Consider the following 20,703-nt stretch of genomic DNA (forward strand, 5'->3'; position numbering starts at 1 on the left):
CCCTAAAGTTGCCCCATGGAATACACACGGCTCGGTGACACCGGCTTGAAAGTTTCTCGTATTTGCCTGGGCATGATGAGCTATGGCGATCCGGGCAAGCAGGAATGGGCGCTGACGGAGGACGCGGCGGAGCCGATCGTCCGCCGGGCGGCCGACGCGGGCGTGACGTTCTTCGACACCGCCGACATCTACTCGCGCGGCGTCAGCGAGGTCGTCACCGGCAACCTGCTGCGCAAGATCTTCCGCAGCCGCGACGACTACGTGCTGGCGACCAAGGTGTTCTTCCCGATGGGCCGGGGCGCCAACGACGGGGGCCTGTCACGCAAGCACGTGCACGCCTCGATCGACGCCTCGCTGCGCCGGCTCGGCACCGACCACGTGGACCTCTACCAGATCCACCGGTGGGACCCCGAGACGCCGATCGAGGAGACCATGGAGGCGCTGCACGAGGTGGTCAAGGCGGGCAAGGCCCGCTACATCGGGGCGTCGACCATGTGGGCGTGGCAGTTCGCCAAGGCGCAGCACGTGGCGGAGCTGCACGGCTGGACTCGGTTCGTGTCGATGCAGAACCACTACAACCTGCTCTACCGCGAGGAGGAGCGCGAGATGCTGCCGCTCTGCCTCGACCAGGGGGTGGGCGTGATCCCGTGGAGCCCGCTGGCGCGCGGCGTGCTGGCCCGCGCGGGCGCGCCCGCCGAGACGGCGAGGACGGGCTCCGACGCGCGCATCGAGGCCCTGTACGCGCCGGAGGCCGACCGCCAGGTGCTCGACCGGGTGGCGGAGCTGTCGCGCGAGCGCGGGCTGCCCGCCGCGCAGGTCGCGCTGGCCTGGCTGCTGCACCAGCCTGCGGTCGACGCGCCGATCGTGGGCGCTACCAAGGACCGCCACGTGGACGACGCGGTGGCGGCCGTGGGGGTGTCGCTGTCGGACAAGGAGCTGGCCTTCCTGGCGGAGCCGTACCGGCCGCGTGAGGTCCGTTTCTGACACGTCCGATCGGTACAAGACGCGGAGGCGGCGGACGGCGGAGCATGGACGCATGAGTCACGACCGTTCGTCCGCCGCCTCCTTCATGGCGGGGCATGCCAGGGTTCTCGACCGCCGCCGCTTCGAGCTGATGGAGGGCGGCGGCGACGTGGCCGGCGTGCTGGCCGCGCTCGACGCCTACCGCAATCCCGACGGCGGCTACGGGTGGGGCCTGGAGCCCGACCTGCGCTCGCCGGAGAGCCAGCCGGGCGCGGCGCTGCACGCGTTCGAGGTGCTGGAGGAGATCGCGCCGGCGACGTCGCCGCGGGCGGCGGAGCTGTGCGGGTGGCTGGAGTCGGTGACGCGCGACGACGGCGGGCTGCCGTTCGCGCTGCCGCTCGGCCTGCCCGCCGCGACCGCGCCCTGGTGGGCGGGCGCCGACCCGTCGGTCTCGTCGCTGCAGATCACCAGCGTGTCGGCGGCGATGGCGCACCGCGTGGCCGCGCACGACCCGGCCGTCGCCGCCCACCCGTGGCTGCGCCGGGCCACCGACCACTGCCTGGAGGCGATCGGCGCGCTGCGGGAGCCGCCCGGTGCTTACGTGCTGGCGTTCGCGGTGCGTTTCCTGGACGCCGTGTACGAGTCGCGCCCGGAGGCCGCCGGGCTGCTGGGGCGGCTGGCGAAGCTGGTGCCCGCGGACGGGCGGGTGCCGGTGGCGGGCGGCACGGCGGACGAGGCGCTGCGGCCGCTCGACTTCGCCCCGTACCCCGGCCGCCCGGCGCGTGAGCTGTTCGCGCCCGGCGTGGTCGAGGCGGACCTGGACCGGCTGGCCGGCGAGCAGCGCGACGACGGCGGCTGGAGCGTCGAGTACGCCCGCATCTCGCCCGCCGGGGCGCTCGACTGGCGGGGCGCGATCACCGTGTGGGCGCTGGGCGTGCTGCGCCGCAACGGCCGCTGAATTGTCGGAGCGGCCCCCTAAGCTGGGGCGCATGGCACGGGCAAACGACGAGGCGGCCGCCGCTCTCCAGGAATACGCGGAGCTGTTCGCGCTCACCGGCGGCGACGCCTTCCGGGTGCGGAGCTACCAGAAGGCCGCGAAGGCGATCGCCGGCTACCCCGACGACATCGCGGCGGTCGACGTGCGCGGCGTGCCCGGCGTGGGCGAGGCGATCGCCAAGAAGATGGAGGAGTTCCTCCGGCGTGGCAGCTTCCGCCAGCTCGACGACCTGCGCGGCCGGGTGCCCGAGGGGGTCAGGCGGCTGACGCGCGTGCCGACGCTGGGCCCGAAGACCGCGATCATGCTCTACGAGGAGTTCGGCGTCGACTCGCCCGCCGCGCTAGCCGAGGCGATCAGCGGTGGCCGGCTCGACGGGGTCAAGGGTCTCGGCCCGAAGACGCTGGCCAACCTGCTCAAGGGCGTCGAGCAGCTGGAGCAGTCCGGCCTCCGGGTCCACATCGGGGTCGCCATGGCCCTGGCCGAGCAGGTGATGGCCTCGCTGTCCGCCGAGCGCGTCGCTTACGCCGGGTCGCTGCGCCGGATGCGCGACACGATCGGCGACATCGACATCCTGGCCGTCGCGCCAGAGTCGATCATGGAGGAGTTCCGCGCCCAGCCCTACGTCGCCGAGGTGATCGCGGCGGGCGCGAAGAAGACGTCCGTCCGCACCACCTCCGGCATGCAGGTCGACCTGCGCGTGGTGCCCGCGGAGTCGTGGGGCGCGGCGATGCAGTACTTCACCGGTTCCAAGGAGCACAACGTCGCCGTCCGGGAGATCGCGGTCAAGAAGGGCTGGAAGCTCTCGGAGTACGGGCTGTTCGAGGGCGAGCGGGTGATCGCCTCGGAGTCGGAGGAGGAGATCTACGCGGCGCTCGGCATGCGGTTCGTGCCGCCGCCCATGCGCGAGGACGGCGGCGAGGTGAAGGCGGCGCTGGCCGGCGAGCTGCCCGTCCTGGTGGAGCTGTCCGACCTGCGCGGCGACCTGCACACCCACACCGACCTGACCGACGGCATCGCGTCGCTCGACGACATGGTGGCGGCCGGGGCCGCCCTGGGATACTCCTACTACGCGGTCACCGACCACGCCCCCGACCTGGCGATGCAGCGGATGACCCTCGACAAGGCGCTGGAGCAGCGCGAGCGGGTGGCCGCGCTGCAGGCGCGCCACCCCGGCATGCGGCTGCTCCATGGCACCGAGCTCAACATCGCGCCCGACGGCTCGGTCGACTGGCCCGGCGAGATCCTGCGCGGCTTCGACGTGTGCGTGGCCTCGGTCCACTCCCATTTCACGATGGGCCGCGACGAGATGACCCGCCGGTTCATCGCCGCCTGCGAAAACCCGTACGTCGACATCATCGGCCACCCGACCACCCGCAAGATCGGCAAGCGCGGCATGGTCGACGCCGACTGGGACGCCGTCTTCCGCGCCGCCGCCCGCACGGGCACCGCCATGGAGATCGACTCCTACCCCGACCGCTCAGACCTGCCGGCCGACCTGGTGCGGCTGGCCAAGCACCACGGGGTCAAGTTCTCGATCGACAGCGACTCCCACGCCATCCCGCACCTCGCCCACCAGCGGTTCGGCATCGGCATCGCGCAGCGGGCGTGGCTGACGACCGACGACGTCATCAACACCTGGCCGCTCGATCGGCTGCTGAAGTTCCTGGGGCGCTGACCCGCCCGCAAGAAATCTCCGTTGATGTCACCTATGTCGGCAGTTCCCATGGGGTTGCCGATGATGGGCTTCGGTAGGAAGCAACAAACAGGACGTCCCGCCGTCGCAGAGGCCGTTCGCCTGCCGGTGATTTGGGTATGTCCCGGTCGTATCCGGCTGGAGCGATCCACTGCGGCCGGTTTTCCCCTCGTACGCCCACAGTGACATGGCCAGGAGGTGAAAGGCGTTGAGGGGGACTCTGGGCGCGGTCGTCAAGCCGCTGCCCGACCAGCTGTTCATCCGGCACGCCGCGGACGCCGACAGCGTCGGCGAAGACGGCGGTCCCTCTTCGCGTGCCCTGGCTCTGGGCAGCGGGAACGCCGAGATGCGGTGGGAGAGCATGGCGGGGCAGGGCTACCACACGCCCACCGACCGCTTCTTCGTGCGCCACCACACCTTCACCCCGCGGCTCGACGCGGCGACGTGGCGGCTGCGGGTGCACGGCCGGGGGGTGCGGCGGCAGGTCGAGTTCGGCTACGACGACCTGCTGCGCATGCCGGCCCGCACCCTCGACGCGGCCATCGAGTGCGCGGGCAACGGCCGGCGCTTCTACGCGACCCAGCAGGGCACGGCCGCCCCCGGCGCGCAGTGGGGGCTCGGCGCCATCGGGGTGGCCAGGTGGCGCGGCGTGCCGCTGAGCGAGGTGCTGCGTGAGGCGGGAGTGCGTGACGAGGCGGTCGACGTGGTGGCCTGCGGGCTGGACGCGCCGTTCGAGAGGTACGGGCGCGTCCGCCGGCCGCTGCCCGTGTGGAAAGCCATGGACGATGTGCTCGTGGCCTATGAAATGAATGGCGAGCCGCTGCCGCCGGACCATGGATTTCCGGCCCGGCTGGTCGTCCCCGGCTGGGCCGGAATCGCGTCGATCAAATGGCTCGGCGATATTGAAGTCTGTACGACCACGGTTCTCACGCCGTGGAACACGGTCTTTTACCGGGGGGTCGCGCGGCAGCCGGTGAAAAGCGCTTTCGAGCTCGCCTGGGACGCCCGGGTGCAACTGGGCGAGCCGCTGGTGCTGCGCGGCCGTTCGTGGTCGGGCCGGGGGCGGATCGTGCGCGTGGAGGTCAGCTTCGACGGCGGCTGGAGCTGGCGCGACGCCGATCATCGCGGACATCACCTGGTCGGCGCCTGGTTGCCGTGGCATGTCATGTGGGTGCCCGACCATCCGGGCCCGCACGTGCTCATGGCCAGGGCCACCGACGCGTCGGGCGTCACCCAGCCGCTGGTCACCCCCTGGCATCCGGCCGGCTATCACTTCGACGCCGTCGTGCAACATCCCATTTACGTGGTGCGTGGTTAGGAAAATGTCACGCATCTCGGTTGAGCTGGGTATTCGGGCACGGCGTGCACAGCCCCCGGCAATTCATCTGAAAGACTCGCGCAGAAACGTTATGGAAATCCCTTCATGTGATGCTGACCACACCCTAGGGAAATGGGAGATCAGATGCGCCAGCTGACCGCGCTCGACGCGCAGTTCCTCAACGTCGAGACGGCGACCACCGCCGCGCACGTGGCCGGACTGGCGATCCTCGACGCCGCCGACGGCCGCCTGAACCGTCAGGCGCTCGCCGACCTCCTGCTGGAGCGCCTGCACCTGGCGCCGGCGCTCCAGCTCCGGCTGGTGGAGGTGCCCCTCGGCCTGGATCACCCGTACTGGGCCGGCGATCCGGAGTTCGACATCGACAACCACCTGTTCGAGATGACGCTCCCCGCGCCTGGCGGCGAACGGGAGCTGGCGGAGGCGGTGGCCGAGATCCACGCCCGCCGGCTGGACCGGACGCACCCGCTGTGGGAGATGCATCTGATCAACGGGCTGGCGGGCGGGAAGGCCGGCGTCTACACGAAGGTCCACCACGCGGCGATCGACGGCGTCTCCGGCGCCGAGACGCTCGCCGCCCTCCTCGACCTCGCTCCCGAGACCGGTCCGCTCCCCCACTGCGCCACCCGTACGGGAAAGACCTCCAGGCCGGCGGCCGTGTCCGATGACAAGGGCGACGGGGTGGTGCGGGAGATGGCGTCCGCGCGGCCGAAGGCGGGCGCGGCGGGCGAGGAGGCGCCCGGGCTGCTCGCGATGCTGGCCGGGGCCGCCGCCAACGGGGTGGCGCATCCCGGGCGGGCGCTGCGGTCGGTCATGCGGGCGGCCGGCGATCTCGACGCCATCCCGCTGGCCGCGACCGTGCCCGGATCGAGGCTGATCGCCAGGGCCGCCCGGAAGGTGGCGGGCGACCCGCGCGAGCGTCCGCCCCTGCCCAGCCTGACCGCGCCGCGGACCCCGTTCAACGGGCCGATCAGCCCGCGCCGCCACCTCGCGTTCGGGTCGGTGTCCTGGAAGGACGTCAAGAACGTCGCCAGGGCCAACGGCATGAGCGGCAACGACGTGGTGATGGCGCTGTGCACGACCGCGCTGCGGGCCTGGCTGCTGGAGCGTGACGCGCTGCCGGACGAGCCGCTGATCGCCGCCGTCCCCGTGGCGGTGCGCTCGGCCGGCGCGCAGGAGCGCGTCGGCAACCAGATCTCCGCCATGATCGCCCCGCTGCCGACCACCACGGCCGACCCCGAGGAGCGGCTGCGGGTCGTCGGCCAGACGATGAGCGCGGCCAAGCGGCGCTTCGCGCTGGCGCCGACGAGCTGGCTGAGCGAGCTGTGCGCCGTGCTGCCCTCGCCGGTCACGGGCCTGGTCACGCCGGCGATCTTCCGGTTCGTCTCGGCGGCCCGCCCTCCGGTCAATCTGATCATCAGCAACGTGCCGGGGCCGCAGTTCCCGCTCTACCTGTGCGGGAGCCGGGTGCTGTCCTACTACCCGATGTCGGTGCTGAGCGACGCGACCGGCGGGGTCAACATCACCTGCTTCTCCTATGACGGGATGCTCGACTTCGGCGTGGTGGCCTGTCCCGAGCGGATGGACGACGTGTGGAGCCTGCTCGACCACCTGCGGCGGGCGCTGGACGAGCTCGTGGACAGGCCGGACGAGTACCACGGAGGACGCGACGCCTTCCCGCACTGAGCGTCTTTGTTGTATCGTCTGAGACATAATTGTCTCAGACGATATGAAGGTGTCTCATGAGTGTGGGCCGCGAGCAGATACTCACGGCGGCGATCCGTCATCTGAACGAGGACCCGACGGCCTCCATGGCGGAGCTGGCCGAAGCCGTCGGCATCAGCCGGGCCACGCTGCACCGCCACTTCAGCAGCCGTGACGAGCTGATGGTGGCGCTGGGACACCGGGCGCTGGCGGAGTGGGAGCAGGCCCAGGAAGCCGCCGGGGTGGCCGTGGGGGCGGCCTCGACCGACCCGGAGGTGATCCGGCGCGTGCTCGACGCGTTGCTGGGGCGGCTGATCGAGGTGGCGGACGCCTACGGGTTCGGGCTGACCGACCACGCCATGGCGGTCCACCCCGACCTGCTGCGGCGGTCGGACGAGCTGGAGGAGCGGGAGGTGGCGCTGTTCGCCGCCGCCCAGCGGGCCGGCATGCTCCGCGCCGACCTGCCGCCCCGCTGGATCAGCAACGCGGTCTTCGGCCTGCTGGTGGCGGTCCGGGAGAGCCTGCGCCGGGGCGAGGTGGCCCGCCGCGACGTCCGCCACCTGCTCACCACCACGTTCTTCCAGGGCGCGGCCGGCGACGGGGGGCGGGCATGACCGTGGCCGGGCCGGAGCCGTCGACGCGGCGGCGGTGGGCCGGGCTGGCGGTGCTGTCCGCCAGCGTGCTCATCGTGGTCATGGACATGACCATCCTGAACGTCGCGCTGCCCGCCATCTCGGAGGCGCTGCTGCCCGGCTCCGCCGAGCTGCTGTGGATCGTGGACGTGTACGCGCTCGTCCTGGCGGGGCTGCTGGTGACGGCCGGGGCGCTGGGCGACCGGTGGGGACGCAAGCGGATGCTGCTGGCCGGGTTCGCGGTGTTCGGCGCGGCGTCGGCGGCGGTGCTGCTGGCCGGCGGGTCCGCCGAGCTGATCGCGGTGCGTGCGGTGCTCGGCGCGGGCGGGGCGATGATCATGCCGTCCACGCTGTCGATGATCCGCACCCTGTTCACCGATCCGCGCGAGCGGGCCACCGCGCTGGGCGTGTGGGCGGCGATGGCGGCCGTCGGCGCGGCGCTCGGGCCGATCCTGGGAGGCGCGCTGCTGGAGGTCTTCAGCTGGCAGTCGGCGTTCCTGGTGAACGTGCCGATCATGGTCGTGGCCATCGTGGCGGGGCTGTTCCTGCTGCCCGAGTCGCGCGCTCCCCGGCCGGGCGCGTGGGACGCGACGGCGACCGTGCTGTCCATCGTCGGCATGGGATCGCTGGTGTACGGGATCAAGCGCGTGGGCGAGTACGGCCTGGGCGACCTCACCGGGACGGCCGCGGGGGCGGTGGCGGTGGTGGCCCTGGGCTGGTTCACCGTCCGGTGCCTGCGCCGGCCGGATCCGCTGCTGGAGCTGCGGCTGTTCCGCAGCCGGCCGTTCACGGCGGGCGTGGTGACGGCGCTGGCCACGTCGATCGCGATCGCGGCCACGCTGCTGTTGCTGGCGCAGTGGATGCAGCTCGTGCGCGGCTACGGCCCGCTGGAGACGGGGGCCCGGCTGCTCCCCGCGGCGGTGGCGGCCGCGGTGGCCTCGCCGCTGGCGCCCCGGCTGGCGGCGCGCGTGGGCGCCCGCGCCGTGCTGGCGGGCGGGCTGGCGGTGTCCGGGCTGGGGTTCCTGGTGCTCTTCGTCGCGCCGGCGCTCCTGGGGGACGCCTCCGGGTCCTTCGCGGCGGGAGCCGTCGCGTCCGACGGGCTCGGGTACGGGACGGTGGCGGGCGCGCTGGCGCTGATCGGGGCCGGGCAGGGATCGCTGGCCGTCGCCTCGGCGGCGATCATGTCGGGGGCGCCCGTGGCGAAGGCCGGGAGCGCCGCCGCCATCGAGGAGACCAGCTACGAGATCGGGGGCGCGCTCGGCGTGGCGATACTCGGGAGCGTGGCGGCGGCGGTCTACCGCACGGGGCTGGACTACCGGGGGCCGTCGGAGGAGGTCGCGAGGGAGTCTCTCGGGGGTGCGCTGACCGTGGCGGCCGAGCTCGGGCAGGCGGGGATGCGGCTCGCCGAGCAGGCCAGGAGCGCGTTCACCGAGGCGCTGACGCTCACCTCCGGGGCGGGCGGGGTGCTCATGCTGCTGGCCGGGCTGGGAGTGTGGCTCATGCTGCCGCGAGGCCTCGACCTGTCGCGCCACTGATGCCGCCGTGCCGCGCGAGGCGCGTGGTGACCGGTGCGGATAATGGGGTGATGAGATCGATAGGCACCACAGATCTGTCCGTCCACCCCATCGCGCTCGGCACCAACGTGTTCGGCTGGACCGCCGACAAGGAGACGTCCTGGGCGGTGCTCGACGCCTACGTCGAGGCCGGCGGCAACTTCATCGACACCGCCGACAGCTACCCGTACTGGGCGACGGGCGAGTCCACCTCCGAGATGCTGATCGGCGAGTGGATGGAGCGCCGGGGCAACCGGGACCGCCTCGTGCTGGCCACCAAGGTCGGCATGCTGGAGGGGCTCAAGGGGCTGGCGCCGCGGACGATCAGGACGGCGGTGGAGGCGTCGCTGCGCCGGTTGCGCACCGACCGCATCGATCTCTACTGGGCGCACGTCGACGATCGTGACACCCCGCTCGGGGAGACGCTGGAGACGTTCGGCGAGCTGATCCGCGAGGGGAAGGTCCGCCACGTCGGGGCGTCCAACTACGGGCCCGAGCGGCTGGCCGAGGCGCTGAAGGTGGCCGACGAGAACGGGCTGCCCCGGTACGTGGCGCTGCAGCAGCCGTACAACCTGGTCGAGCGCGCGTACGAGGGAGAGCTGCGCGACGTGGTGGCCAGGGAAGGGCTGTCCAGCACGCCCTACTGGGGGCTGGCCAGCGGGTTCCTGACCGGGAAGTACGCGGGCGGGGCGACGGTCGACAGCCCGCGGGCTTCGAGGGCGGCCGTTTACCTGCGGACGGAGCACGGGCGGCGGACGCTGGAGGCGCTGGGCAAGGTGGCGGCCGAGCGCCGGGCGGAGCCCGCGACGGTGGCGCTGGCGTGGCTGGCCGCGCAGCCCACGGTGGCCGCGCCGATCACCAGCGCGCGCAGCGTGGAGCAGCTGGCGCCGCTGATGGCCGCGGCCACGCTGGAGCTGACCCCGGAGGAGCTGCGGCGCCTCGACGAGGCCTCCCGCCCCTGACCGCACGCGCCCGGCCGATGAGGTCCTGTCGAGGGCGGGGGTCGGCCGGGTCAGTGGATGCGGTCGGCGAGGGAGACGCACAGGGCGCGGAGGTCGGCGGCGCCGGGGAGGCAGTCGTCCACGGTGGCCAGGGCTGACGACAGGTAGCGGTCCGCCAGGGCCTCGGCCTCGGCGCGGCCGCCGGCCTCCTCGACGAGGCCGGCGGCGCGCCGTACCGAGTGCTCGTCGGCGGCGCCCGCGTGGAGGAGGGCGGCGAGGTCGTGGGCGGCGGCGCCGTCGGTGGCGAGGGCCGCGAGCACCGGGTAGGTCTTCTTGCCGCGGCGCAGGTCGCTGTCGGCGGGTTTGCCGGTGACGCCGGGGTCGCCCCAGATGCCGAGGATGTCGTCCACGAGCTGGAAGGCGACGCCGAGCTCGCGGCCCATCTCCCACAGGCGCGGGGCCAGGTCCGCCCGGCCGCCCAGGATGACGCCGGTGGCCGCGGCGGCGCCGAGCAGGCCGCCGGTCTTGCCGAGGGTCATCTCGGTGTACTCGTCTGCGGTCACCGCGCCGGGGCCGCGCCACGGGCGGTCCTCGAAGGCCATGTCGGCGGTCTGGCCCTGGACCAGCTCGACGAGGGCCCGCGACAGGTAGTTCATGGCCTCGCCGGAACCGGCGAGCTGGGCGACGGCGAGCGCCAGGAGGGCGTCGCCGGCCAGCAGGGCGGGGCCGGTGCCGTACGCCTTCCACAGGGCCGGGCGGTGCCTGCGCCGCTCGTCGAGATCGATGATGTCGTCGTGCACCAGCGAGAACGCGTGCACCAGCTCGACCGCGACCGCCGCGGGCACCGCCGACTCGGCGGGCGCGCCGGCGGCTTCGGCGCAGAGCAGGGCGATGGCCGGGCGCACGCCCTTGCCGCTGTTGCCCTCGTACGGCCTGCCGTCGGCGTCGGACCAGCCGAGTGTGAACGCGGCCATCCTGGCGCTCCAGGGATGCAGCGAGGACACCGCCTCACGCAGGGCGGGCTCGAAGAGACTCCGGCAACGCGCTATCGCCGCGTCGCTCCCCGGCGTGCCAGGATCCCCGAGATCCACTGGTGCTCCTTCTGCCTCGATCTTGAATGTACCGCCAAGATCATGTGATACTCCATCCTAGATTTGGCTTTTGTGGGCAAATGTCCGTCCCGGTGGGGACGGGGTGCTGTGGGCTTGGAGGCACGACTGTGGCGACCGGCGCCGCACCGACCAGAACCGTTCCCTTTCTCACCAGACTCACCAAGCACCACCGGATCCCGGTCAACGCCCTCGAAGAGGCATCGGTGCAGGCCGGAGGCGAGCTCGTCCGGCTCCACATGGGCCCGTTCCGCCCCTACCTGGTGACCCATCCCGACCACGTCCAGCACGTGCTGACCCAGAACCAGACCAACTTCGTCCGTGAGGGCATGTTCTGGGACCCGCTGGCGCCGCTGCTCGGCGAGGGCATCCTGTCGGACGGCGAGACCTGGGCGGAGAGCCGCCGGATCCTGCAGCCGCTCTTCACGGCCAGGTACGTCAACTCGCTGGCCGAGCAGATGGCCGTGATCATCAACGAGCTGATCGAGGAGACGATCGTCCCGGGGCGGCCGATGGACATCTCCCGCGGCGTCTCGGCGATCGTGCACCCGACGATCGTCCGGCTGTTCTTCGGCTCGAAGATCTCCGCGGCGGACATCGCCCGGCTGGTGCCGGCCTACGACGTCGCCGTCACCGCCAAGGCCGTGCGCCTGGTGATGCCGTTCGTGCCCGAAGGCATGCCGATGCCCGGCGACCGGGCGTTCCGGCGCGCGATCAAGGACATCGACGCGGTGGTGTACCCCCGCATCCGCGAGGCCAGGGCACGGGCGCGGGAGGGCCTGGACCAGGACAGCACCGACGTCGTCGCGCGCCTGGTCAGCGCCCGCGAGGACGTCCCCGGCGAGGAGGGCGACCGGCGGATCAGGGACGACCTGGTGGCCATGCACGGAGCCTCCACCGAGACCTCGGCCACGGCGCTAACCTGGGTCTGGCCGGTCCTCGACGCCTACCCGGGGATCGCCGCGAAGGTGTACGAGGAGATCGACCGGGTGGTGGGCGGCGACCCGGTCAGCACCGGTCACCTGCCGCACATGCCGTACCTGAGGATGTTCGTCAACGAGCTGCTGCGGCTCTACCCGCCGGGCTGGATCCTGCCGCGCAAGGCCGTGGAGGCGGACGTGGTCGGCGGGGTCGAGGTCGAGGCCGGGTCCACCATGCTGCTCAGCCCGTACCTGACGCACCGGATGCCGGACTTCTGGGAGTCGCCGACGGTGTTCGACCCGGAGCGGTTCGCGCCGGGATGGGAGGCCGGGCGGCACCGGTACGCCTACTGGCCGTTCGGCGCGGGGCCGCACGTGTGCCTGGGACAGCACCTGTTCCAGATGGAGGCGCCGCTGCTGATCGCCGGGATCCTGCGCAAGTACCGGCCGGTGGTGCACGTCGACCGCCCGGTGACCCCGCGGCTGGCCTCCTCGCTGCGGCCCCCGCCCGGGCTGACGATGACCCTCGTGCCGGCGGGCCGGTCATGAACGATCCCGGCGCGCTGTTCGCCACCGGGCGGACGTGCGCGCTCGCGGTGGCGGGCGGGCGCGACCTCGAACGGCACGCGGCGCGCTACGAGGGCCTGTTCCCCCGCGAGTCCTTCGACTCCGGTCTCTTCGGCTCGCTGGCGATGGCCGGCGCGTTCGGCTCGCCGTGGGCGAGCCCGGCCTCGCTGCGCGTCGTCAACCGGACGTCGCTGCTGGTGTTCGCCGTGGACCGGCTGTTCGACGAGGAGGCGGCCGCACGGGACGACGTGGCGGCGCTGACCAGGACCTGCCTGGCCGCCGCGGACGGGTTCCCGGCCGCTTCGCCCGTCGCCCGCTTCGTGGGGGACCTGCGGGCCGAGCTGGGCACCGTGGCCGCCTTCGCCGCGCTGGAGCCGGCCTGGCGCGAGCGGCTGGAGCTCATGGTCGCCGCGATGGCCCGCGAGTGGGAGTGGAGCAGGGGCGGCGGCAGGCCCTCCCCCGAGGAGTACCTGTCGAACGCCGACAGCAGCGGCGCCCTGTTCATCGCGGTCTCGCACTGGATCTACACCGGCGAGGTCACGACCCCGGAGGACCTGGCGGGGCTGCGGGCGGCGGGCGAGACCGTGCAGCGCTACCTGCGGCTGCTCAACGACCTGGCCACGCACCGCAGGGAGTCGGCGTCCGGTGACGTCAACGCGCTCACCCTCGGCATGACGGCGGACGAGGTGAGCACGCGGATGGCGGAGCTGGCGCGAGAGGCCGCCGAGCTGATCGGGCCGCTGCGCGACAGCCGCCCGCGGGCCGCGGACCACCTCTGGTGGCAGATCCACTACAGCGCCGGCTTCTACGGGCTGTCCGACTTCTGGGCTTCGGGGGCGGCGTGAGCACCGACATCACCCGGCGTGCCGCCGAGCTGGTCGCGGGCCTCATGGTGACGCCGTGGGGCCAGGTCTCCCCTTCGGTGTACGAGACGGGGCGGCTGGTCACGCTGGCCCCCTGGCTCGGCGGTCATGCGGAGCGGATCGCGTTCCTGCTGGCCGAGCAGGGTGCGGACGGCTCGTGGGGCCCGCCCGGCGGATACCGGCTCGTACCGACGCTGAGCGCCACGGAGGCGCTGATGAGCGCGGCGCGCGACGGCGACCGCGAGGTGCTCCTGCCGGCCGCGAAGGCGGGGCTGGAGGCGCTGCGGCGCATGCTCGCGCAGCCGCCCGAGCTGCCGGACACACCGGCCATCGACCTGATCGTGCCGTCGCTGGTGGCGCTCATCGACGGGCACGGGTACGGCGAGCCGCTGCCGCATCCGCCCGGGATGGACGGATCCCGGCTCGAACTGGTCAAGCGCCTGCTGGAGTCCGGCGCCCAGCCGCCGCAGAAGGTGCTGCACGTGCTGGAGGCGGCGGTGCCGCAGCGGGCGGACGGCGTGCTGCCCACGTCGATCGGCACGGTCGGCGCCTCGCCGGCGGCGACGGCCGCGTGGCTGGGCGGTTCCGCGCCGGCCGACTCGTCCGACTCCGCCAGGCACCACCTGGAGGCGGTGGCCAAGCGGTTCGGCGGGCCGGTCCCGGTCGGGCTGCCGATCACCGTGTTCGAGCGCGGATGGGTGCTGAGCTGGCTGGCCAGGGCGGGCGTGCCGGTGGAGGCCCCGCCGGAGATGATCGCCGACCTGCGGGCGGCGATCGGCCCGCAGGGCACGCCGGCGGGCGCCGGCCTGCCCGCCGACGCCGACACCACCAGCGTCGCCCTCTACGCGCTGGCCCTGCTCGGCGTGCCGTCCGATCCCGAGTCGCTGCTGCTGTTCGACACGGGCACGCACTTCTGCACCTGGCAGGGCGAGGACGGCTTCTCGCCCAGCGTCAACGCCCACGTGCTGGACGCGTTCGGCCAGTACGTGCGGGCCAGGCCCGCCGCGGCCGAGCGGTACGGGCCGGTGATGGCGCGGGTGGCCGGCTGGCTGGCCGGGCTCCAGCGGCCCGACGGGAGCTGGGACGACCGGTGGCACGCCTCCCCTTACTACGCGACGCTGGGCTGCGCGCTGGCGCTGGGCGAGTTCGGCGGGCCGGAGCACGCCGGCGCGGTGCTGCGGGCGCGGGAATGGGTGCTGGCCAGCCAGCGGGACGACGGGTCGTGGGGGCGGTGGGCGGGCGTGCCGGAGGAGACCGCCTACGCCGTGCAGACCTTGCTGCTGTCAGGACCGGAGCCGGACGAGCGGTGCAAGCGGGCAGCAGGGCGTGGATACGACTATCTTCTCCAGGTGGTCGATTTACCGCATTTCACACCATTGTGGCATGACAAGGACCTTTACTCGCCGACAGCGATCGTGCGAGCCGCGGTCCTGGCGGCCTTACACGTCGCGGAGACCCGCATGCAATACGAATTTAACCCGAAAAACGGGACATAGCGTCTCATTCGCGCCGTTTTGTGTTGAGGCAGCAATAGTACATTGCTAGGGTGACCCGAGTGTCAGATTCCTGGTTTGCCCATTTCGCCGCCTTGACAAGGTATGCTTACCGCGCTTTTCCGACGGGTGGGCCCGATGCGCTTCCGTAACGCCAGCGTCCGTTCGAAGGTCACGGCGCTGATCGTGTCGCTCATCCTGCTGTGGGCGTTCGCCGCCTGGGTCACGCTGCGGGAGGGCGTCAACCTGCTCGGGGCCGCCACCGTCGACTCGCAGGTGGTCGAGCCGAGCGAGCCGCTGCTCGTCGAGCTGCAGCGCGAGCGCCGCCAGACGATCGCCCGCATCGGCGCGGGGTCCAGGGGCGCCGACAAGGCGCTGCGCGACCAGCGCGCGCGCACGGACGCCGCGCGCGCCGAGTTCGCCGCCTCCATCGACAGCACCGCCGTGTCACTGGCCGCCGAGGACTCCCTGATGGAGCGCATCGCGGACGTGCGGGCCGAGCTGGCCAAGCTTGACCAGGGCAGGAAGTCGATCGACTCCGGCCGGGCCGGCGGCGCGCAGGCCGCCGCCGCCCCGTACAACAACGTGATCGACTCCCTCTACCAGATGTACGACTCGGTGGCGGCGTTCGACGACAAGGAGATCGCCAAGGACGGACGGACCCTTTCGCAGATCCACCTCTCCCGCGAGTGGCTGGCGCGCGGGGACGCGCTCATGGCGGGCGTCTTCGCCAGGGGCGGGTTCACCCCGGACGAGCACGCCGAGTTCATCACCACCGCGGGCGTCTTCCGCCACACGCTGTCCACGGCCATGTCCCAGCTCCCGGACGAGGACTGGACGGCCTTCGACCGGTGGATGAAGAGCGACCCCGCCACCCGCGTGCAGGCGATGGAGCAGCGGCTCATCCAGCACGACCCCCGCGTCGGGCCGCTGCCGGTGGACGCCGAGGAGTGGCGCAAGGCGACCGAGTCGACGCTGGCCGACATGCAGCGGGTGACGCTCGCGGCCGGTGACCGGCTGGCGGAGCGCATCGTGCCCATCGCCGTCGGCGTCGTCGTCCGGCTCCTCCTGGCCGGCGGCCTCGGCCTGGTGGCGGTCATCGCCTCGATCGTGCTGTCGATCACCACGACCAGGCAGTTGCTCGCCCAGCTCAGGAAGCTGCGCGACGCCGCGCACGAGCTGTCGGACGAGCGGCTGCCGCGCGTGGTCGAGCGCATCGGCCACGGCGAGGTGGTGGACGTCTCGAAGGAGGTGCCCGACCTCGACTTCGGCGACAACGAGATCGGCCAGGTGGGCCAGGCGTTCAACGCCGTGCAGCACACGGCGATCAGCGTCGCCGCCGAGCAGGCCGAGCTGCGCCGCAGCATCCGCGACATCCTGCTCAGCCTGGCCCGCAGGACGCAGGGCCTGGTCCACCGCCAGCTCACCGTGCTGGACGTGATGGAGCGGCGCGAGACCGACCCGGAGGAGCTGAAGGAGCTGTTCCGGCTGGACCACCTGGCCATCCGGATGCGCCGCAACGCGGAGAACCTCATCGTCCTGTCCGGCTCGTCCCCCGCCCGCACCTGGCGGCGCTCGGTGCCGATGCTGAACGTGGTGCGCGGCGCGCTGGCCGAGGTGGAGGACTACACCCGGGTGACGATCCTGCCGCTGGGCGACGTGGTGCTCGTCGGCCGCGCCGTCGGCGACGTCATCCACCTGCTCGCCGAGCTGATCGAGAACGCGGTCTCGTTCTCCCCGCCGTACACGGCGGTGCAGGTCAGCGGGCAGCTCGTGGCCAACGGGTACGTGATCGAGATCGAGGACCGGGGCCTCGGCATGAAGCCGGAGGACCTGGCCTCGGCGAACGAGCGCATCGCCGACCCGCCGGAGTTCCGGATCACGGGCACCGCACGGCTGGGCCTGTACGTGGTGAGCCAGCTGGCCAGGAGGCACGACATCCAGGTCAGGCTGAAGGCTTCCCCGTACGGGGGGACGACGGTCGTGGTGCTGCTGCCGCAGGACCTCGTCGAGGTCGACACCGACCCGCATCCGCACGAGGGCGAGGCGTCGCCGGCCCTGCCGCGCAGGGCCGTGGCGGTGGCGGAGCGCGCGCCCGCGACGCACAACGTCCGCCAGCTCAAGGTCGCGGCCGATCCGGCGCGGCCGCAGCCCCTGCCCCAGCCCGTACGCGACCAGCCTCGTCAGGCCCCGAACCAGCAGCCGGCCCCGCGTGCCGTGCCCGCGCGGACCGGCGAGTCCGAGGAGACCGTGGAGCCGAAGCAGCCCGAGTTCACCCCCGGAGGCCTGCCGCTGCGCGTGCCGCAGGCCAACCTGGCCCCCGCCCTGCGCGAGGAGGGGCCGAGCACGCTGGACGACACCGAGGAGGACGATGAGCGTTCGCCGGAGGAGATCCGGGCGATGATGGGATCCCTGCAGTCGGGCACCCGTCTCGGCCGGACCGAGGCCGCCAAGCTGATGGGCGAGCAGCCGGGAGGTGACTCATGAGCCCCGGCACCGACCTCAACTGGCTGCTCGACGACCTGGTCGGGCGGATCAACGACGTCGAGCACGCGATCGTGCTGTCCTCCGACGGCCTGCTGATGGCCTCCTCGGCCGGGCTGGTACGCACCGACGGCGAGCACCTGTCGGCCGTGGCCTCCGGGCTGCAGAGCCTGGCCAAGGGAGTCTCCGAGCACGTGAAGGGCGGCCCGGTCAAGCAGACGGTGGTGGAGTGGAAGTCCCAGTTCCTCATCGTCACCACGGCCGGCGAGCGCGCCTGCCTGGCCGTGCTGTGCGGGCAGCAGGCCGACATCGGCCTCGTCGCCTACGAGATGGCGATGATGGTCGCCCGCGTCGGCCAGTACCTCACCTCGGGGGCGCGGGTCGAGGCCGCGCAGGTCGAGGCGGGGAGGGAACGGTGAGCGCCACCGACGGCCCCACGGACGAGCACTGGATCGACCCGGAGATCATCCGCCCGTACGTGGTGACGCGCGGCCGGACGGCCCCCACGCGGGGCAGGTTCGACCTCATCTCCATGGCGCTCGCGATCGGCCCGCCGCCCGGCCCGGACGCCGGGCTGGACCCGGAGCACCTGTCGATCCTGCGGCTCTGCCGCGAGCCCAAATCCGTGGCGGAGATCGCCGCCCATCTGAACCTGCCCGCGGGCACCATCCGCGTGCTGCTCGGCGACCTGTTCGACAGGGAGCTCGTCTCGGCCCAGGAACCGCAATCCGAGGTGGACATGCATGACGTGAAGATGTACAGGGCGGTGCTCGATGGTCTTCGATCGCTCTGAGCGGCCGCGCCTCCCGCGGGCCATCAAGATTCTCGTGGCCGGCGGCTTCGGCGCGGGCAAGACGACCATGGTGGGCGCGGTGTCCGAGACCCGGCCGCTGCGCACCGAGGAGATCCTCACCGACCGCAGCGTGGGCGTGGACGACCTGTCCAGCGTCGAGGCCAAGCGGACCACGACCGTGGCGATGGACTTCGGCCGCATCACGCTGAACGACGAGTACGTGCTCTACCTGTTCGGCACGCCCGGGCAGGAGCGGTTCTGGTTCGTCTGGGACGAACTGGCGGAGGGGGCGCTGGGCGCGGTCATCCTGGCCGACACCCGGCGGCTGGCCGACTGCTTCCCCTCGGTCGACTACTTCGAGCGGCGCGGCACGCCGTTCGTGGTCGCGGTCAACTGTTTCGAGGGGGCTCCCTCGTACGACCTGCCCGAGGTGCGGCTGGCGCTGCAGCTCAACCCGTCGATCCCGATCGTGATGTGCGACGCGCGCAAGCGCGACTCCAGCCGCGAGGTGCTGATCACGCTGGTGAAGCACTCGGCGCGGCTGCGCGCGGAGCCGGTGGGCTGACCCGCGGCTGCCCCCGTGCGAGCGGGCCCGGCCACCCGGCCGGGCCCGCTCGGCGGTTCTAGTGCTTGACGGCCTTCTCCGCGCCGACGCCGGTGAGGGATCGCACCTCGATCTCGGCGTACTTGGCGGCGTTGTACTCCTTGCTCATGATCGTGCCGAGGTAGCCGCACAGGAAGCCGAACGGGATCGAGATGATGCCCGGGTTGCTGAGCGGGAACCAGGCGAAGTCGGCGTCGGGGAGCAGGGCCCTCTCTCCGCCGGAGACGACCGGCGAGAAGACGACCAGCAGCAGGGCGGAGAGGAGACCGCCGTAGATGGCGCTGACCGCGCCCGCCGTGTTGAACCTCTTCCAGAACAGGCTGTAGAGGATCGCCGGCAGGTTGCCCGAGGCCGCCACCGCGAAGGCCAGGGCCACCAGGAAGGCGACGTTCTGGTTCTGCGCGAGGATGCTCAGGCCGATCGCCACGGCGCCGATGACCAGGGCGGAGATCCGCGCCACCACGACCTCCTGCCGCTCGCTGGCCTGGCCGCGCCGGAAGACGTGCGCGTACAGGTCGTGGGCGAAGCTGGAGGAGGAGGCGAGCGTGAGGCCCGCCACCACCGCGAGGATCGTGGCGAAGGCGACCGCGCCGATGAAGGCCAGCAGGATCGTGCCGCCCACCGAGCCGAAGATCTCCTCGCCGATCCGCAGCGCGAGCAGCGGCGCCGCTGTGTTGCCTCCCGGATCCTGGGCGACGATCTCCTCCCGGCCGACGATGGCGGCGGCGCCGAAGCCGAGCACGAGCGTCAGCAGGTAGAAGGTGCCGATGATGCCGATGCCCCACATGACGGACTTGCGGGCGTCCTTGGCGGTCGGGACCGTGTAGAAGCGGATGAGGATGTGCGGCAGGCCGGCGGTGCCGAGCACGAGCGCGAGGCCGAGGCTGATCAGGTCGATCTTGCCGGCCAGGCCCTGCTCCTCGGTGCCGTACCTCAGGCCGGGGCTGAGGAAGCTGTCGGGGTTGGCCCCCGGGCCGCTGGTCGCGGCCGCCTGACCGAGCAGGCCCGACAGGTTGAAGCCGAACTCGGCGAGCACCAGGATGGTCACCAGGGCGGCGCCGGTCATGAGCAGCACGGCCTTGACGATCTGCACCCAGGTGGTGCCCTTCATGCCGCCGAAGACCACGTACACGATCATCAGAGCGCCGACGGCGACGATCGTCCAGACCTTGCCCGCCTCGGAGGTGACGCCGAGCAGCAGGCCGACCAGGGCGCCGGCGCCGACCATCTGGGCCAGCAGGTAGAAGATGCTGACCACGATGGTGGACACGCCGGCGGCGGTGCGGACCGGGCGCGGGCTCATCCGGAAGGCGAGCACGTCGGCCATGGTGAACTTGCCGGAGTTCCGCATCAGCTCGGCCACCAGCAGCAGCGCCACCAGCCACGCCACCAGGAAGCCGATGGAGTACAGGAACCCGTCGTAGCCGAACAGCGCGATGATGCCCGCGATGCCCAGGAAGGAGGCTGCCGACATGTAGTCGCCGCCGATGGCCAGGCCGTTCTGCGCGCCGCTGAAGGACCGGCCGCCCGCGTAGTAGTCGGCGGCCGTCTTGGTCTGGCGGCTGGCCCAGACCGTGATGCCGAGGGTGGCCGCGACGAACGCCAGGAAGAGGATCGTGGAGAGGGTGGTCGAGCTCACTGAGTCTTCTCCTCCACCTCGTGCCGCAGCTTGTCGGCGATGGGATCGAGCTTCTTCTCCGCATGGCGGGAGTAGGCCCAGGCGATCCAGAAGGTGGACACGAACTGGAGCAGGCCCAGGACCAGCCCGACATTGATGTCACCGAGCAACTTGATCCCCATGAAGCCGCGGGCCCAGCCCGACAGCACCACGTACAGCAGGTACCACGCCAGGAACGCCACCGTCATGGGGAACGTCCAACGCCGGAAACGCCGCTTCAGCTCTTGGAATTCAGTGCTCTCCTGCATTTGTTCATAGACGGACGCGTCATGTTCTCTGGTCGTCACGAGACCTCCATTGTGATGAGGATCACGCTCACGGTAAGAGCCCGGAGCGCCCCGCGTGGAGATCTCGCGCGACGCCTGTCGCCGAG

General features: G+C 72.1%; 18 protein-coding genes. 15 read left to right on the top strand and 3 right to left on the bottom strand.

Annotation, left to right across the window (positions count from 1 at the left end; translation table 11 throughout):
* Positions 1-15: 15 nt before the first annotated feature.
* The 8 genes from AB0K05_RS26290 to AB0K05_RS26325 all read left to right on the top strand — a co-directional run bounded on the left by AB0K05_RS26290 (position 16) and on the right by AB0K05_RS26325 (position 9,840).
* A complete protein-coding gene (locus AB0K05_RS26290) occupies positions 16-984 on the top strand; it encodes an aldo/keto reductase (RefSeq protein WP_148030617.1) in 969 nt (322 codons plus the stop codon).
* A gap of 52 nt (positions 985-1,036) precedes the next feature.
* Positions 1,037-1,921, top strand: a complete 885-nt coding sequence (locus AB0K05_RS26295) for a hypothetical protein (RefSeq protein WP_364232440.1) — start codon at positions 1,037-1,039, stop codon at positions 1,919-1,921.
* A 31-nt stretch (positions 1,922-1,952) separates the two neighbouring features.
* Positions 1,953-3,635 carry a DNA polymerase/3'-5' exonuclease PolX gene (gene polX / locus AB0K05_RS26300; RefSeq protein ID WP_148030615.1) on the top strand — a complete coding sequence of 561 codons (1,683 nt, stop codon included), beginning with the start codon at positions 1,953-1,955 and terminating at the stop codon, positions 3,633-3,635.
* Between the two features lie 226 nt (positions 3,636-3,861).
* Entirely contained in the window at positions 3,862-4,971 is a 1,110-nt protein-coding gene (locus AB0K05_RS26305; RefSeq protein WP_246640623.1) for a sulfite oxidase, read from the top strand.
* A gap of 144 nt (positions 4,972-5,115) precedes the next feature.
* Complete coding sequence (locus AB0K05_RS26310) at positions 5,116-6,675, top strand: wax ester/triacylglycerol synthase family O-acyltransferase (RefSeq protein WP_364232444.1); 1,560 nt, start codon at positions 5,116-5,118, stop codon at positions 6,673-6,675.
* Positions 6,676-6,731: 56 nt separating this feature from the next.
* The gene (locus AB0K05_RS26315) at positions 6,732-7,307 is read left to right on the top strand and encodes a TetR/AcrR family transcriptional regulator (RefSeq protein WP_364232447.1); all 576 of its coding nucleotides are present in this window, start codon (positions 6,732-6,734) and stop codon (positions 7,305-7,307) included.
* Complete coding sequence (locus AB0K05_RS26320; RefSeq protein WP_364232450.1) at positions 7,304-8,860, top strand: MFS transporter; 1,557 nt, start codon at positions 7,304-7,306, stop codon at positions 8,858-8,860. The genes AB0K05_RS26315 and AB0K05_RS26320 overlap by 4 nt, the downstream gene beginning before the upstream one ends.
* A gap of 50 nt (positions 8,861-8,910) precedes the next feature.
* A complete protein-coding gene (locus tag AB0K05_RS26325) occupies positions 8,911-9,840 on the top strand; it encodes an aldo/keto reductase (RefSeq protein ID WP_364232453.1) in 930 nt (309 codons plus the stop codon).
* A gap of 50 nt (positions 9,841-9,890) precedes the next feature.
* Here the strand turns inward: AB0K05_RS26325 and AB0K05_RS26330 are convergent, their stop codons facing one another.
* On the bottom strand, positions 9,891-10,793 hold the full coding sequence (locus tag AB0K05_RS26330) for a polyprenyl synthetase family protein (RefSeq protein WP_364232456.1): 903 nt from the start codon (positions 10,791-10,793) through the stop codon (positions 9,891-9,893).
* A 245-nt stretch (positions 10,794-11,038) separates the two neighbouring features.
* Here AB0K05_RS26330 and AB0K05_RS26335 point away from each other — a divergent pair, with 245 nt between their 5' ends.
* From AB0K05_RS26335 to AB0K05_RS26365, 7 genes are all read left to right on the top strand, one after another.
* On the top strand, positions 11,039-12,397 hold the full coding sequence (locus AB0K05_RS26335; protein ID WP_364232459.1) for a cytochrome P450: 1,359 nt from the start codon (positions 11,039-11,041) through the stop codon (positions 12,395-12,397).
* Positions 12,394-13,260 carry a terpene synthase family protein gene (locus AB0K05_RS26340; protein WP_364232462.1) on the top strand — a complete coding sequence of 289 codons (867 nt, stop codon included), beginning with the start codon at positions 12,394-12,396 and terminating at the stop codon, positions 13,258-13,260. Before AB0K05_RS26335 ends, AB0K05_RS26340 begins: the two co-directional genes overlap by 4 nt.
* Complete coding sequence (locus AB0K05_RS26345; RefSeq protein ID WP_364232465.1) at positions 13,257-14,774, top strand: prenyltransferase/squalene oxidase repeat-containing protein; 1,518 nt, start codon at positions 13,257-13,259, stop codon at positions 14,772-14,774. Before AB0K05_RS26340 ends, AB0K05_RS26345 begins: the two co-directional genes overlap by 4 nt.
* Before the next feature lie 135 nt (positions 14,775-14,909).
* On the top strand, positions 14,910-17,258 hold the full coding sequence (locus AB0K05_RS26350) for a nitrate- and nitrite sensing domain-containing protein (protein ID WP_148030607.1): 2,349 nt from the start codon (positions 14,910-14,912) through the stop codon (positions 17,256-17,258).
* Positions 17,255-17,674: a roadblock/LC7 domain-containing protein gene (locus tag AB0K05_RS26355; RefSeq protein WP_271280255.1), complete on the top strand. Its 420-nt coding sequence runs from the start codon at positions 17,255-17,257 to the stop codon at positions 17,672-17,674. Before AB0K05_RS26350 ends, AB0K05_RS26355 begins: the two co-directional genes overlap by 4 nt.
* Positions 17,671-18,048 carry a DUF742 domain-containing protein gene (locus tag AB0K05_RS26360; RefSeq protein ID WP_148030605.1) on the top strand — a complete coding sequence of 126 codons (378 nt, stop codon included), beginning with the start codon at positions 17,671-17,673 and terminating at the stop codon, positions 18,046-18,048. Before AB0K05_RS26355 ends, AB0K05_RS26360 begins: the two co-directional genes overlap by 4 nt.
* Positions 18,029-18,613: an ATP/GTP-binding protein gene (locus AB0K05_RS26365; protein ID WP_148030604.1), complete on the top strand. Its 585-nt coding sequence runs from the start codon at positions 18,029-18,031 to the stop codon at positions 18,611-18,613. The genes AB0K05_RS26360 and AB0K05_RS26365 overlap by 20 nt, the downstream gene beginning before the upstream one ends.
* A 58-nt stretch (positions 18,614-18,671) precedes the next feature.
* Here the strand turns inward: AB0K05_RS26365 and AB0K05_RS26370 are convergent, their stop codons facing one another.
* Together AB0K05_RS26370 and AB0K05_RS26375 are read right to left on the bottom strand one after the other, a co-directional pair.
* Positions 18,672-20,291 (bottom strand): cation acetate symporter, encoded by a 1,620-nt coding sequence (locus tag AB0K05_RS26370; RefSeq protein ID WP_148030603.1) that lies wholly within the window; start codon positions 20,289-20,291, stop codon positions 18,672-18,674.
* Positions 20,288-20,617 (bottom strand): DUF485 domain-containing protein, encoded by a 330-nt coding sequence (locus AB0K05_RS26375; RefSeq protein ID WP_261808443.1) that lies wholly within the window; start codon positions 20,615-20,617, stop codon positions 20,288-20,290. The genes AB0K05_RS26370 and AB0K05_RS26375 overlap by 4 nt, the downstream gene beginning before the upstream one ends.
* Positions 20,618-20,703 lie beyond the last annotated feature (86 nt).

The sequence above is a fragment of the Nonomuraea sp. NPDC049486 genome (genome assembly GCF_040676925.1).
Lineage (GTDB): Bacteria > Actinomycetota > Actinomycetes > Streptosporangiales > Streptosporangiaceae > Nonomuraea > Nonomuraea ferruginea.